The sequence below is a fragment of the Acinetobacter sp. 24-47-66 genome, assembly GCF_056779755.1.
Window position 1 is genome coordinate 37,217 of record NZ_JBWYIL010000001.1, and the last position, 15,243, is coordinate 52,459.

The window sequence follows — 15,243 nt, forward strand, 5'->3', positions numbered from 1 at the left end:
ATTTTCAATTAGTGTTAGCATGCCTTGCGTAATTCTAAACGATAATAAATGAAGCGATTATGGATCAAATTAAACAAGATCATAAAATTGAAGCATTACAACAAGCATTGATCAATTCTGATGTCGCTCAGATTGATCATATTGCGGATACGATTAATCCTGCAGATTTGGCTTTGTATTTACAGCAATTAGAAATTGATCAACAAATACAACTTATCCACCATTTAGAAAACGCAGCATATGTATTTGAGTTTTTGCCACTCAATCATCAAGTACAGTTGGTTAAAAAAATGGACGGTAAAAGTACAGTCCAGTTAATTCGTTCAATGCATTCAGATGCTCGAACTGATTTGTACAAAGCTTTACCGGATCAAATAAAAACATTTGTTTTTGCGAATTTAGATCGAGAAACAAAGCAGCAAGTTCAATCTTTGGCACTGTATGCTGAGGAAACGGCTGGTGCGATCATGACATCTGATTATGTCACTTTGCCATCAGACATCTCAATGCAACAAGCTTTAGAGATTTTGCGTCATTCCGCCAAAGATACTGAAACCTTATATCTGATCTATATTACCAATCAATTTCAGAAACTTGAGGGTGTAATTTCTCTTCGAGAAATTGTGCAAGCACCTTTGGATAAAACAGTCCAAGAAGTCATGACCACTGAGGTCATTTACGGACGGGTAGATGAGGATCAGGAATCAGTGGCAAAAAAATTAAGCCACTATGATTTTATCGCCTTACCCATTTTAGATCATGATGATCATCTACTCGGTATCGTCACTTATGATGATGCTATGGATGTATTCCAAGAAGAATTTACCGAGGACTTTTTGAAAAGTGGGGCGGTAGAGCTTAAAGAAAATATCAGTATTCGTTCAGCACCAATATTATTGTTATTTAGACAACGTGTTTTTTGGCTAGTGTTTCTGGTCTTTGGCAGCCTACTTTCGAGTATTGGGATCGCCCATTATGAAGACATCATTGCTGCGCATATTGTTTTGGTTTTCTTTTTACCGCTATTGGTTGGGAGTGGTGGTAACGCAGGCTCCCAATCTGCAACCTTGATGGTTCGAGCAATCGCAACTGGCGATGTAAAAGCCAAGGATTGGTTTGTGTTGCTTGGTCGTGAAGCGATGGTTGCTCTATGTTTGGGTACAACGATGGCTGCAGCTGTTTCAATTCTTGGCTATATCCGTGGAGATATGATGGTCGCTTTAGTGCTTGCGATCAGTATGATGGGTATTGTCATGATGGGCTGTCTGATCGGGATGAGTTTACCATTTGTACTCAATAAACTAGGACTCGATCCCGCAAGCGCATCTGCACCCTTGGTCACTTCAATATGTGATGCAACTGGTGTATTGGTCTATTTATTTATTGCTTCACAACTCTTATTCTAAGGCTATGACTGATGGAGTATCTTTGCAGGATGTTGCTTAAATGACAAATAAAAATAAATTAACCCAAGCTGAAGTCATCAAAATGGAACGCGATCTTGCCAAGTTCGCAAACATGATGGATTCCGTCGTAAGAATTCCATTCACTAAACAAGGGGTAGGGGCTGATGCAGCATTGAGTACGATTCCTGTGGCGGGTGACGTAGCTGGATTTGTACTTACGTGTTATGCAGTATTACAAGCTCGAAAAATCGGTGTGCCCCAATCTAAATTGAATGGCGTGCTTAAACTTGCTGTGATGGATGGTGTAGTAGGTTTAATCCCTGTTGCAGGTACACTCTTTGATGTGTTTATTCGACCGAGTCGCAAGGCTTTAGATGTGGTTCATGATCATATTCGTGAAGAGTATCAGATTCATTCAGACCATCATGTGGTACACCCATTTTTACATGAAAACTTAGAGCGTAAACAGCAGAACTCTGCCTTCTGGCGAAATCCTGTCGTGGCATGGATTTGGATTCATATTCCTGATTTACTGGGTCTTCTGTTTTTAATTATTTTTGGTGTTGCCTTATGGTTTGGTGTCACGTTCTTATGGCAATGGTTTCAATCTATTTAAAGTCTTATAGATTGAGTCCATTAAAAAAGCCTCCGTATGGAGGCTTTTTTTAGATGCCGATTAAGGACAATCAAGTTGTTGTAATGCTGCTACACGTTGCTCAATTGTTGGGTGTGTTTGGAAGAGTGCAGCAAGGCTGAATCCTTCTTCACGACCTGATGAAATTGAGAACGCTTTCATTTCTTTAGGCATTTGATCTGGCATTTCAGTTTCTGCTTGCAAGCGAAGTAATGCACTGATCATGGCTTGTTTACCTGCTAAACGCGCGCCAGCCTCATCAGCACGATATTCACGATAGCGAGAGAACCACATGACAATTGCCGAAGCAAGAATACCGAATACGATATCTAACACGATTGTAATGAGGAAATAGCTCCAGCCCGGTGCTTCACCTTCTTCTCGACCAAATACGTTGCGATCTACAAAGTCGCCGACGATACGCGCGAAGAACATCACAAACGCGTTGACTACACCTTGCACTAAAGCAAGGGTGACCATGTCACCATTTGCAACGTGACCAATTTCATGCGCCAACACTGCACGTAATTCATCTTTATTCATGCGTTCCAATAAGCCTGTTGAAACAGCGACTAAAGCATCGTTTTTGTTCCAACCAGTTGCGAAAGCATTTGATTGATAAGATGGGAAAATACCAACTTCTGGCATTTTAATACCAGCACGTTGAGAAAGTTGTGCCACTTCATTGAGTAACCATGCTTCCGCTTGGTTGCGTGGAGCATTGGGATCAATTAACTCTGTACCTGTGGTTTTCTTTGCAATCCACTTTGACATGAATAGGGAGATTAAAGAACCCACCATACCAAAGACAAAACAGATCACAAGTAAATTGCCAAGATTCAAGCCACCCGCGCCATGGTAACTACCGACACCGAAGAGTGACAAGATTATGCCAGCTACCACCAGTACCGCGAGGTTGGTCAGCAAAAACAAACCAATCCGCATCATCGAGAAAATCCTCTTATAAATAAAATTTAATAAGCTTTTTGAATTAAAAAACCTACGTCAAATATGCTTTCGAATAGGGAAAATTTCAAGAAAAAAATAAAAAATATAACGAAAAAATTGATATTAATTCGAAATATAGATTTTCGCTGATGCTGTGGCATTATTTGTAGAATATGAACCAGCTGGTGCGTCAGTAAAACTGCCATCAGCGGCCACAATAATTTGGCGAGGAGGTGACTTTGGTTTAGCTGGTGCAGTCACTTGAACTGATAAATTCTGATTGTTATAGCTCGGTGAACTTAACTTAGAAGATACCGATGCTGAATAACTATTGGTTGGATTTGAGCCTACACCATTGGCGTATAAATTATTGTAACGACTGAGTACACGTCTGACATAGTCTTGAGTTTCGCGAAAGGGCGGAATTCCACCATATTTAGCAACATTTCCTTCGCCAGCATTATAACCCGCTAATGCCAATTGCGTATTGCCATTAAAGCGTTTCAATAACCAAGCCAAATATTTTGCACCAGCGAAAATATTTTGTTCAGGATCATATGCATTATTGACATTAAATCGTTGTGCAGTCGCAGGCATCAATTGCATAAGACCCTGAGCACCAACAGGGGAACGTGCATGTATATTAAAACCAGACTCTGTGTGCATCACCGCTTTAATGAGTCCTTCAGAAATGCCGTGTCGTTGAGCTGCTTGGCGAATATAGCCATCAAAGGCATTTCGATTTTTACTATGGCTTGGGAGAACAGATGCTTCGTTGCTTCCCCAATTGCTGTAACTATGAATATTGCTATCTGGATAGTAGGTTTTCTTTTCAACTTTAAGATGGTTGTATTTGTTTTTGCGGTTGGTCAGTACGGTAGTGCCGTTTGAATCTTTCAGCTGATAGATTGTTTGACCTGCAGAAGCCTGTGGCGAGAATATTAGAAAATTCACACACCCAAATAACGCTATGACTTTTATTTTATTTGTAGTTTTCATCATTCGAACACTATTTTTGTCCCTAAATGATATGTGGGTGATTTTCTGCAATGGAGATGTCTCTCAACTATGTAATGTTTTTTAACAATTCGTTGTAAAAAAATCAAGTCTTAATTGTTGGCTTAATATCCAAAAAAATTATTTATTTTTATTTATAAACAACTGCTTGACACATATAAGTCATTGAATTTTAAGGATATAGAATAGTGGTTAAAAAATGATCAATCTAAGGGAAAGCACCATCTTATCTTGCCAAAACTTTGTCAACCCCTAAAAAGTCCACAATTTTATCCACAGGTTTTGTGGAAAACTGTGGAAAAGTCCAAAAGATAAGCAATTCGACTAAAAAATGAACCCAAGCGTCCATTTTAGATGTGTGAATAAGACAGTGTTATGAAAAAATAAAAATTAGATGTAAAAAACAGATTCTTTAGATGCGATTAAGCACTGAATCGGCTAAAATTGCGCAGTATTTTTTTTTATGGTTAATGTCGTCTATGTACTCGCCAGTTGAATCCAACCAAGGATTTAATTTTAAGCCAGAGCCACCTACAAGTTCTGCATATTATCGTTTATTAAAAAAACTTCGTCGTCAAGTAGGTCATGCAATCCGTGACTACAAAATGATTGAGGATGGCGATAAGGTCATGGTATGTATTTCAGGTGGTAAAGATAGCTATACCATGCTGGACATTCTCCTGCAGTTTAAACGCATAGCACCAATCAATTTTGATGTTGTGGCTGTGAATCTTGATCAGAAACAACCAGGGTTCCCTGAGGATGTATTACCCCGTTATTTAGAAGAAAATAACATTCCGTACTACATCTTAGAAAAAGATACATATAGCATTACCAAAAAGCTTACACCTGAAGGTAAAACCTATTGTGCAGTGTGCTCACGCTTGCGCCGTGGTTCTTTATATGGTTTTGCTCAAGAAATTGGCGCGACCAAAGTTGCTTTAGGTCATCATCGTGATGATATTATGGCAACGTTCTTCTTGAACCTATTCCATGGCGGTAGTTTAAAGGCGATGCCACCAAAACTACTTTCATCGGATAAAAAGAATATTTTGATTCGTCCTTTGGCGTATGTTGAAGAGAAAGACATCATCAAATACGCTGAAATGCGCAAATTCCCAATTATTCCATGTAACTTGTGTGGTTCGCAGGAAAACTTACAGCGTGCAATCATCAATGATATGTTGCGTGAATGGGATAAAGCTCATCCAAAACGTTTACACAGCATTTTTGGCGCGTTACAGAATGTCTCGCCATCGCAATTGGCCGACCGAGATCTTTTCGATTTTGAAGCCTTAGATGGACAACGTGAAGTTGATTTTGATGTGACTTGCTCAACAGCCGAAGGGGACACACCAAATAAGCGTATTAGCATGGTCAATCTCGGTTTTGCTGCTGAGTAATTCGTCTTAATTTAAAAAGCACTTTTCGAAGTGCTTTTTTTTATTTCTTAGATTTTTACAATTTAATGAAGGCGTTGAGTCGATTTACAAAATGATGTTTTTTGTCACTTTAGGTCGTAGTACCGATACAAAAAATCATTGACAAACTTGTGAAAAAATAAAGATTTGATGATATTTAGACGATTAGTTTTATTTACAAAAAAAATCGAACGCAGAGTACAAAAAAACGTATCGCATTTGGAAAATATCATGCTATAACTCTCTCAAGCGTAAAGCTTCTACATGTTGTTATCTTGGATAGGTAACGCAATAAATTGAATAAATACATCGAGGAAAGAACATGCCTGCATTTTTAACTGATGATTGGTTTGCAAACGTTGAGAAACTTACAGCTGAAGCTGGTGATTTGAACTTACCACCATCATTAGCAAATCTAGCATTGAATCTTGTAGTAACAGGTAGCGAAGGAACGACTGAATTAGCGCTTGATAGCGGTAAGATCCAAAAAGGCGCTTCTGCGAATGCTAAAACAACTTTAAACTTAGATGCGGATACTTTACGCAAAGTATTCTTAGAGTTTGACATGGCTGCTGCTATGCAAGCATTTATGACTGGTAAAATCAAAGTTCAAGGCGATATGTCTCAATTGATGGCTTTACAAACAGCGAAGCCAAGCCAAGAACAAAAAGATTTGTTCAAAAAAGTTTTAGAGCAAACGACTTAAGACTTTTTAAACAAAAAAAAGCTTACCTTTAGGTAAGCTTTTTTTTGTTAAATACTCACCAAACTTGGTGTCGTTTTAATATGTTCTAAATAAGCACGAATACGAGTGACGTATTGGATCGCTTGCTTATAACGTGTATTGTGCGATTGATTACGGTAAAGAAAATCATATACCTGTATCCAATCATTCGGATTTTTTCCTTGGGCTTTTAGGCGCTTCATAATCGCATCTGTGGCACCTGGCCCCATATTGTAAGCCACGAGGGCATACCAATAACGATCATGTTTAGGAATATAATCATATTTCGACATCATCAGATCAAAATACTTCGCACCACCTGCAATACTTTGAGCAGGATCAACACGATTCGACACACCCATTGCTTTTGCTGTGTTGTTGGTGAGCATCATGATGCCACGCACACCTGTGGGAGACACAGAATTCGGTTTTAAGAAAGACTCTTGATAACCTATCGCAGCGAGGAAGTGCCAATCTAAGTCGTATGTTTGGGCTGACTTTTTAAAGCTAGCTTTATAAATTGGCATACGTGTTTTCAGATTGCGCTGAATAGTATCCCAATCATCTTGTTTAACCACGTTGCGGTTGTAGAAAGATGCCATTTGACGGATAGCACCATTTTGCTTGCTTTGACAAACAAAACCGCTGGCAGTATCTGTTAAAGGATCAGCAGCATTTTTAAAAACCCAATTGATTTCTGGATTAAGCCCATTTTTGCGTAAGCTTTCAAGGTCACCACATGATGCGGAAAAACCTGAAAGATTCTTTTGCTCAATGGTCATGATCGATGCTGTGGTCACCGCGAAATGAGCTTTACCTTGCTGCACCATTTTCAAAGCGGCTTCATTACTTTGAACCGTTTTAAAATCGAGTTTTACATTTAAGTTTTGAGCGTAACTGCTCACCAAGTCATAGCCAAAGCCATGTTTGAAGTTACCGTCTTTAAAAACCACGGTGGGATTTGACACGGCCACCACTGTAAGCTTGTTCGAATTTACAATGGAGTTGTATTGGTTGTCGGTCTTTGTTGCATTTAATGCATGAAATGGGATAAATGCTGTAGCGAGGACCATCGCTTTAAACGAGAGAGAAGAAGTTAGTGAATTAAGGCAAAGCCTCGATCCAGTGTTTGAACTACTGCGCATGTTGTCTCCGCTACAAGTAATTTATGCCCAAAAAAAGCAAAAGCAGTACCGCCTTAAACTTTTATTTAAAGTTGATAAATTCAATTAGGGTGGGCGTCATGAACGTCATTCAAAATGACATGTGTGGGTGGATAAAATATTGAAGAAAAGATCTTCGTACAAAAAGTAATCAAGATAAAACATGGGCGCATATTAATGGTCAATTTTACTCATGTCAAATTTTGTACAAAAAAAAATAAAAAACATGGTTTTAAGATATTGATAAATAAAAAGAAAAAACTTTATAAAATTTTTCCATGTAGAAATGCGGTATAAAATGTTGCAATGTGTCGCTATAACGTAAGCAAAATACTCATTTTATCGCCTATGAAATCGAATTTAATTACCCGAAGTGGGCATGACAAATTGGTCGCAGAACTACAGTATTTATGGCATGAGGAACGACCTGAAATCACCAAAAAAGTGAATTGGGCTGCCAGTTTAGGTGATCGTTCTGAAAACGCAGATTATCAATACAATAAACAAATTTTACGAAAAATAGACCGTCGTGTTCGTTACCTCGGTAAACGACTTGAAGAGTTGCGAATTATCGATTTTTCTCCTGAACAAGAGGGCAAAGTATATTTTGGCGCTTGGGTAGACATCGAGAACGAGGAAGGACAATTAAAGACGATTCGGATTGTCGGTGTAGATGAAATTTATGATCATCATCCTCAACATATTTCAATAGATTCACCTATGGCACGTGCAATGTTAGGTAAGGAAGTAGATGATGAATTTGAAGTACATACCCCCTTGGGGAAAAAAACATGGTTTATTAATTCAATTCGCTATGAAAAGCTCGAAAATTCAGCAAAATAGTGCTTTTTGATTTAAAAATAGGCAGGCGAGCAAAATTTCTTAGAAAAGTGTTTGCCAATTTTAAAAAATATTTATATGATAGCCGCCATTGGAAGCGTGGCAGAGCGGTTTAATGCACCGGTCTTGAAAACCGACGAGGGTGTGAGTCCTCCGTGAGTTCGAATCTCACCGCTTCCGCCAAATTTTTAAAAAGCCACTAATTATTAGTGGCTTTTTTATTTTCTTCATGTTGGTGCGATACTAAGACAGATATTTACTGTTTTATTTAATTTTTTGAGCATATTATAAAAAAACCACCCTAAGGTGGTTTTTCTACAGCGTTTAAGCCACTTTTTCTGGAAGATCGAACCAAATCACACGAGCATCTTCCGATGCTTTAATCTGCGCTGGATCAATAAATGCAATAGCATCTCCAGCATTCACAATGTGTTCAGCGACTTGAATTGAACCACTAATCACATGTAGATAGCTGACATGTTGTGTTGCAACAACTTCAAGTGAATGACCTTTCTCCAAAACAGCTGTTTTAACCTCCGCATTTTGGCGAATATGCATGGGTGCTTGTTCTGTCGGTCCACAAATCAGATGCCATTGGTTTGGTTGTTCAGCAGGATCGAGTTGAATTTGTTGGTAATTCGGCTCTGCATCGCGCTGATTTGGAATAATCCAGATTTGCAGTAAATGAACTGTTTCATCACCTTGGTTTATTTCACTGTGTTGAATGCCTGTACCTGCACTCATCAGTTGCCATTCACCAGCTTTGATATCACCGTGGTTACCCATACTATCTTTATGTGTAATCGCTCCCTGTAATACACAGGTGAGAATTTCCATATTGTCGTGTGGATGTGTACCGAAACCTTGATGACCAGCAATGAGATCATCATTAATGACACGGAGAGCACTGATGCCCATGTGGTTAGGGTCATACCAGTTCCCAAATGAGAAGCTGTGTTTGGATTCTAACCAACCCATTTTTACATGACCACGTGATTCACTGCGATGTAAATAAGCATTCATGATGATGCTCCTTTCATTATTCTTAAAGATGATGTTATTTTAATAGTTTAAAATGAATAAGATAGTAGGTTAGGACAACGTATCGTTCTAATTTTGAAACATAAAAAGGATAAAAAAGCCTGCTTGAAGCAGGCTTTTTAAAATTAGATTATTCTAAGAATTTTACTGTAACGCCAGAACGAACTTTGTTACCCAGATCATTCGCATCCCAGTTTGTTAAGCGGATACAACCGTGTGAAGCTGTCTTTGAAATGCTTGATGGATTAGGTGTACCGTGAATACCGAACGATTTTTTGCTTAAACCGATCCAGATATTACCTACAGGACCATTAGGACCAGGTGGTAATGAAAGTGGCTTCAAATTTTTACCTTGTACAAAGTTACTTGGTGAATAGCTATACCAAGGGTTTTTCGCTACACCAGTAATTTTGTATGTTCCAGTCGGAGAAGGAGTGTCAGCACTACCGATGGTTGCTGGGAATGAGCCAACCATTTGGTTTTGTTGGTTAAACAAATAAAGTTGTTTAGCGCCTTTATGAGCCACGATTAAATGAATATTTTCTGGAAGTTCATTGCGAATGTTGGTCACAATAAGCTTTTCACCCGCTTTCTTAAATGTCGCTTTAGGATTTAGTTTCTTGAGAAACTCTTCATCCATATGGAATTTTTCAGCCAGCATTTCACTTACACGAGTGTAATACAGACCTTTCATTTTCGCTTGTAAAGCATAGTCATGAGGAATTGAGGCTGCATAAGGACCTTTTAGGTCTGCTTCGGTAATCGTATATTCAACATAAGCAGGTTTACCAGCTTGGCGTGCAACTAGAGCATCCCAAGTTTCTTTCGTCAAAACACCTGTAGCCTTTAAACCATTCATTTGCTGGAATGAAGCAATTGCTTTAAGTGTATTTTTTCCACTTGTACCGTCAATAGCACCTGGTGAAGCATGTGAATTATTTAACATTACATGTGCACGGGCATATACAGGGAATTGACCTTTGCCAATATTTTCATACCATTCAGCATTATTCAGACTGTCTAGCGTCCATGAATTTGCTGTAGCAGGTGCTGATGTAGATGGAGCTGAATTTGTCACTGCTGAAGATGCAGGTGCACTGCCAATGTCCGCAGTGCTATCCTCAGTTCTTTCTAGGTTTTGAAGCGTATCTGCAGCTTGATTTAGATCATTTTGCTCTTGCTGGCTAATTTGGGCTTCAGAGCTAGATTCTACCGCGAGAGGATCAATTGGATCTTGAATAGTATCTAAACTCGTTTTTGTAATTGGAGAAAGCGGTTGTTCAGCAGTACCAGAAGCAGCCAATGCAGTTCCAGACATAATACAACTTAAACTCAAAGCAAGAATTGAGCGAACGAACATGTAATTCAACCTTAAGAATTATTCATATTGATTTATAAAAACACGGATAAAGTATTGCAGAAAAAACACGGATATGCAGTATTTGTTTTGTTTAAATCAAATAAATTCCGATAGTCTCAATCTTTATTTTCATTCTAACTAAATACTTTAAAGTGCAGCTTTTTGGTATGATGAATGGAATTTCAATTTTGCATCGAGAAAGTAAATGACGACCTTAAAAAATGATCGTTTTCTGCGTGCCTTATTACGTGAACCTGTGGACTGCACGCCAGTTTGGATGATGCGTCAGGCTGGTCGATATTTACCTGAATATCGTGCGACACGCGCAACTGCGGGAGATTTTCTTTCTTTATGCAAAAATAATGACTTTGCTTGTGAAGTGACTTTACAGCCGCTTCGTCGCTATGACTTAGATGCAGCCATTTTATTTTCAGATATTTTGACTGTTCCTGATGCTTTGGGCTTAGGACTTTATTTTGAAGCTGGGGAAGGACCAAAATTTAAGAAAACAGTCCGTACTGAGCAGGATGTAGCCCAATTACCAAAAATTGATGCTAAATCGGACTTAGACTATGTCATGAATGCAGTGTCGACAATCCGATCAGCATTAGGTGGCCAGGTACCGCTAATCGGGTTTTCTGGGAGTCCATGGACACTCGCGACTTATATGATCGAGGGTGGGTCGAGTAAAGATTTCCGTTACACCAAGCAAATGATGTATGCACAACCTGAAGTTTTACATGCCTTGTTAGATCATTTGGCTGATTCAGTCATAGATTATTTGAACGCACAGATTGAGGCAGGTGCGCAGGCGATTCAAATTTTTGACAGTTGGGGTGGTGCACTTGCACATCGAGAATATCAAGAATTTTCACTCAATTATATGCACAAAATCGTGAAGGGTTTAAAGCGTGAAAATGAAGGCCGCAAAGTACCAGTAATTTTATTTACCAAAGGTGGTGGTCAATGGTTAGAACCTATGATCGCAACTGGCGCAGATGCGTTTGGACTGGATTGGACAACCCCTTTAAATGTTGCACGTCAAACTGTTGCTGGTCGCGCTGCCCTACAAGGTAATTTAGACCCTGCAACATTATATGGCTCTCCTGCGAGTATCGAAAAGTCAGTAAAACTAATGCTCGATGATGCATATGCTGCTGGTGAAAAAACGGGTTATGTTGCAAACCTTGGACACGGTATCACCCAATGGGTAGATCCTGCGAATCCTAAAGTTTTCATTGATACGGTACATGAGTACAGCGCAAAATATTTAGGCTAAACATTTAGGATGAATGTGTGAGCTTTTTAAAATCATTGTTTGAGTTTCATTATAAGGCAGCATCCGCTGCCTTATTTGGTATTTTATTACTGCTTGCCTTTGCTTTGACGGCTTCGATGGGGTATCAAGAATATTATGGATTGTACCGATACGACTACCTCTTGATTTATGCAGTGGTTATTCAGGTCTGTTTACTGCTTTTAAAGTTAGAGTCTTGGGCTGAAGCCAAAGTTATTGCAATTTTTCATATGGTGGCAATGGTCATGGAGATTTTCCTGACACATCCACAGATTGCATCATGGCAATATCCGCAACCTGCGGTATTTAAGATTATGACCGTGCCACTTTTTGCGGGATTTATGTATTCTGCCGTGGGCAGTTTTTTTGCTCGTTCACTCAGGTTTTATCGTGTAGAAATTGAGAACTTACCTATTTTTTTTAATATGCTGAGTTTAGCGATCTTGTCCTATTTAAACTTTATGACGAAGTTCTTTATCCCAGATATACGATATTTACTGTTTGCATGGAGCGTGTTGATATTTTGGAAAACTAAAATAACGTTCAAGCTTAAATATCATGAAATGACCTTGCCAATGCTTCCTGTACTATTGTTGCTGGCATTTATTATTTGGATTGCTGAAAATATCAGTACTTTTTATCAAATTTGGTTGTATCCAACGCAAGTGGAACAGTGGCATATGGTGGGATGGGGGAAACTTGGTTCTTGGTATCTCCTATTAATGCTGAGTTTAGTATTGGTTTTAAAAATCTTAGGTGAACGGAATTCACAGGGTTTGTGGCGATTGAAGGGCGAATAAGTTAATTCATCAAAAAAACTCGATACTTGATGGCATTGGTAAGATTTGTTTTGCGTTCTTGGCTTGATATCGCTATGTTAAAGAAGTTCGTAAAAGAACAAAATTGGAACAATAAAGAACACTTGAGCACATCAAGTTTGGAGTGATGTTATGTATAAAAAATTAGCTTTAGCTGCGGTATTGGCAGTAGGATCAACAGCTGCATTTGCTGACCGTGATGTGGGTTGTGGTATCGGTTCACAAGTTTGGGCAGGTCAGTCTGGTAAAGTTGCAAAAATCTTAGCAGGTACGACCAACGGTTTATTTGCTAACCAATTATTCGGTATTACTTTCGGGACGTTAGGCTGTAGTGGTACAGGTACAGTAACAGCACAAGCAGTAACATTTACAAATGAAAATGCCGAAGCTCTTGCACGTGATATGGCGGTAGGTGAGGGGGAAAGTCTTAACGTCCTTGCAGAGCTTCTGAATATTAAATCTGAAGATAAAGCACGTTTCTTTGCAGTATCAAAAGAAAATTTCTCTGAAATTTATTCAGCGGACAATCAAGATGCATTCCAAGTCCTTGCATCTCTTCAAACTGTTATGTCTCAAGACGAAGTATTAAAAGCTTACGTTTAATTGCGAAAACCCTGTCTTATGGCAGGGTTTTTTTGTTTCATCATTATTAAGTTCATTTTATGAAATTTGCTTTTTTTTCTGCCTTGATTGTCAGTAGCTTTCTGACACATGCATATACTTCTCCAGTTGAACAATATATTGCTCAAGCACAACACCATCAGCTTGATAAAAATAAAACTTGGCAAAGATTAATGTATGCACATCAAGCGAAGAGTGAAGTCAGCTATTCAGGATTTTTTTTTAGTGCAAATGGTGCAGATAATTTAGAAGAGGAGCTGAATGCAAATATTCGTGAATTATTTATAGATCGAGGACAAGATCAATCCATTTTATGTCGTTTCCCAGCTCGCTCTGCATGGTTAATAGAACAACTGAAAATAAAACAGGAAGAGCTTCCTAAAGCAGATTGTCCTGCTCTAGAGGAATGGATTGGACAGATCAAACCGTATCAAGCAACGTTGATTTATGCGACAGATTTCATGGGAAATCCAAGTTCGATGTTTGGTCATACCTTGCTACGTCTTGATCCTAAAGATCAAAAAGAGCTTAATCTTATTTCTTATGCAGTCAACTACGCCGCGACGGTCGAAAATAGTGATAGTTTTTCTTTTGCTTGGAAAGGTTTAACGGGTCAATATCCAGGTGAATACTCGTTAATGCCCTACTATCGAAAAGTAAAAGAGTATGGTGATTTCGAAAGCCGTGATTTGTGGGAATACGAATTAGCATTAAACCCAGAAGAAACAACACGTTTAGTACAACATATCTGGGAGTTAAAGCATGTCCAATTTCCCTATTATTTTATAAGTGATAATTGTGCCTACCGCTTATTGGGACTCATTGATTTGGTAAAACCCGATGCCAATCTACAAGTACAGTTTAGTCATACTGCAATTCCAGTCGAAACCATCAAAGCGGTGCAGCAGCAAGGCCTCATTAAAGATACTGTTTATCGCCCAGCACTTGAAACGCAGTTACTTCATCAAGCCAAACAACATGGTAATGACTTAGCACATTCGGCACATCAATTAACGCTGGTGCAACCAGCACAAATGCGTGAATTTTTAGCTCAATTTACGGCCAAGGATCAGGCGCGTATTCTTGAGATGGCATATGATCATTTGTATCTACAGCTTATTTCTCAAAAAATCGAAGCGAGTATTGCGCAACCTAAAATACGACAAATTTTGAGTTTAAGAAGCCAACTCCCTGTTGAAAAACAACGTACTGAAGTGGCAAGACCACGAATTGACCCTGTGGATGGGCATCATGCTCGAAAAACATCGATTGAATTTGGACAAGTGCAGGACGATACGTTTGTGCAAATCAACCATCGACAAGCTTATCATGATTTATCTGATCCTCAGGGGGGATACCGACTTGGAACACAGTTGAAATTTCTTGAGGGAAGTCTTGAGCTTCGGAATGATCAACTCAAGTTGGCTGATTTGGATCTTTTAGAAGTGAATTCTTATAATCCAATTACGCCTTTTAAGACGCCGTTGAGCTGGAGATTTGGATTCGGTTGGAAGCAAATCTCAATTGATGATTCTGGAAATTTCAGTGATACCGAGCAACATGGTGTTTTGAATCTATCAACACAGTTTGGATATAGTTGGGCAGATGCAGATCGTGAACACCTGTGTTATGCGCAGATGCAGAATCATATTCAAGCTGGAAAAATTTTAGAAAAGGGCTGGAGATTGGGGCTAGGGCCAACTGTAGGTTGCCAAAGTTTATGGTCAGATCGAGTGAATAGCTTAGTGCAAATTGAAATCCCTTTTTGGGAAGATCAGCAGGCTTGGCAGCTCGGACTACGATCCTCAGTTCAGTATGCACTTAACTCGCAAAGTGCTATCTCTATTCACTGGAATTATCAATTACAAGAACAGCATGATTGGCATCAAACCAGTTTAGGATTTACACGCTATTGGTAAATACACAGTACTAGGAAGTACTGTGTTGAAAGGT

Annotated in this window: 14 protein-coding genes and 1 tRNA gene; 10 read left to right on the top strand and 5 right to left on the bottom strand. The window is 39.0% G+C overall.

What is annotated here, in order from left to right:
• Window positions 1-68 precede the first annotated feature (68 nt).
• Together mgtE and AC1M84_RS00175 are read left to right on the top strand one after the other, a co-directional pair.
• Window positions 69-1,406: a magnesium transporter gene (gene mgtE, locus AC1M84_RS00170; protein WP_481593205.1), complete on the top strand. Its 1,338-nt coding sequence runs from the start codon at window positions 69-71 to the stop codon at window positions 1,404-1,406.
• A 40-nt stretch (window positions 1,407-1,446) separates the two neighbouring features.
• A complete protein-coding gene (locus tag AC1M84_RS00175; RefSeq protein ID WP_035266953.1) occupies window positions 1,447-2,022 on the top strand; it encodes a DUF4112 domain-containing protein in 576 nt (191 codons plus the stop codon).
• 60 nt (window positions 2,023-2,082) lie between these two features.
• On the opposite strand, the gene htpX is transcribed toward AC1M84_RS00175, so the two are convergent.
• Together htpX and AC1M84_RS00185 are read right to left on the bottom strand one after the other, a co-directional pair.
• Entirely contained in the window at window positions 2,083-2,988 is a 906-nt protein-coding gene (gene htpX / locus AC1M84_RS00180) for a protease HtpX (RefSeq protein ID WP_035266954.1), read from the bottom strand.
• A gap of 123 nt (window positions 2,989-3,111) precedes the next feature.
• Window positions 3,112-3,969 carry a lytic transglycosylase domain-containing protein gene (locus tag AC1M84_RS00185; protein ID WP_481594343.1) on the bottom strand — a complete coding sequence of 286 codons (858 nt, stop codon included), beginning with the start codon at window positions 3,967-3,969 and terminating at the stop codon, window positions 3,112-3,114.
• Between the two features lie 515 nt (window positions 3,970-4,484).
• Between AC1M84_RS00185 and ttcA the strand changes: the two genes are divergently transcribed.
• Both ttcA and AC1M84_RS00195 read left to right on the top strand, forming a co-directional pair.
• Window positions 4,485-5,408 carry a tRNA 2-thiocytidine(32) synthetase TtcA gene (gene ttcA / locus AC1M84_RS00190; protein WP_035266955.1) on the top strand — a complete coding sequence of 308 codons (924 nt, stop codon included), beginning with the start codon at window positions 4,485-4,487 and terminating at the stop codon, window positions 5,406-5,408.
• Between the two features lie 340 nt (window positions 5,409-5,748).
• Window positions 5,749-6,132, top strand: coding sequence for an SCP2 sterol-binding domain-containing protein (locus tag AC1M84_RS00195; protein WP_092765941.1), 384 nt, complete (start codon window positions 5,749-5,751; stop codon window positions 6,130-6,132).
• Window positions 6,133-6,179: 47 nt separating this feature from the next.
• On the opposite strand, the gene AC1M84_RS00200 is transcribed toward AC1M84_RS00195, so the two are convergent.
• Window positions 6,180-7,295, bottom strand: a complete 1,116-nt coding sequence (locus AC1M84_RS00200) for a transglycosylase SLT domain-containing protein (RefSeq protein ID WP_035266964.1) — start codon at window positions 7,293-7,295, stop codon at window positions 6,180-6,182.
• A 366-nt stretch (window positions 7,296-7,661) separates the two neighbouring features.
• Between AC1M84_RS00200 and greB the strand changes: the two genes are divergently transcribed.
• Both greB and AC1M84_RS00210 read left to right on the top strand, forming a co-directional pair.
• On the top strand, window positions 7,662-8,156 hold the full coding sequence (gene greB, locus AC1M84_RS00205; protein WP_481589685.1) for a transcription elongation factor GreB: 495 nt from the start codon (window positions 7,662-7,664) through the stop codon (window positions 8,154-8,156).
• 90 nt (window positions 8,157-8,246) lie between these two features.
• Window positions 8,247-8,336 (top strand) — tRNA-Ser (locus tag AC1M84_RS00210).
• Between the two features lie 141 nt (window positions 8,337-8,477).
• Here AC1M84_RS00210 and AC1M84_RS00215 read toward each other — a convergent pair.
• Window positions 8,478-9,176: a pirin family protein gene (locus tag AC1M84_RS00215; protein ID WP_481594147.1), complete on the bottom strand. Its 699-nt coding sequence runs from the start codon at window positions 9,174-9,176 to the stop codon at window positions 8,478-8,480.
• Between the two features lie 148 nt (window positions 9,177-9,324).
• On the bottom strand, window positions 9,325-10,554 hold the full coding sequence (locus AC1M84_RS00220; RefSeq protein WP_092765945.1) for a L,D-transpeptidase family protein: 1,230 nt from the start codon (window positions 10,552-10,554) through the stop codon (window positions 9,325-9,327).
• A 205-nt stretch (window positions 10,555-10,759) separates the two neighbouring features.
• Here AC1M84_RS00220 and hemE point away from each other — a divergent pair, with 205 nt between their 5' ends.
• From hemE to AC1M84_RS00240, 4 genes are all read left to right on the top strand, one after another.
• A complete protein-coding gene (gene hemE, locus AC1M84_RS00225; RefSeq protein WP_092765946.1) occupies window positions 10,760-11,833 on the top strand; it encodes a uroporphyrinogen decarboxylase in 1,074 nt (357 codons plus the stop codon).
• A 17-nt stretch (window positions 11,834-11,850) separates the two neighbouring features.
• Complete coding sequence (locus tag AC1M84_RS00230; protein ID WP_481594148.1) at window positions 11,851-12,651, top strand: DUF817 family protein; 801 nt, start codon at window positions 11,851-11,853, stop codon at window positions 12,649-12,651.
• A gap of 150 nt (window positions 12,652-12,801) precedes the next feature.
• Entirely contained in the window at window positions 12,802-13,272 is a 471-nt protein-coding gene (locus tag AC1M84_RS00235; RefSeq protein ID WP_035266978.1) for a DUF3015 family protein, read from the top strand.
• 59 nt (window positions 13,273-13,331) lie between these two features.
• Window positions 13,332-15,209, top strand: coding sequence for an Lnb N-terminal periplasmic domain-containing protein (locus AC1M84_RS00240; protein WP_481594149.1), 1,878 nt, complete (start codon window positions 13,332-13,334; stop codon window positions 15,207-15,209).
• The last annotated feature ends 34 nt before the right edge of the window (window positions 15,210-15,243 follow it).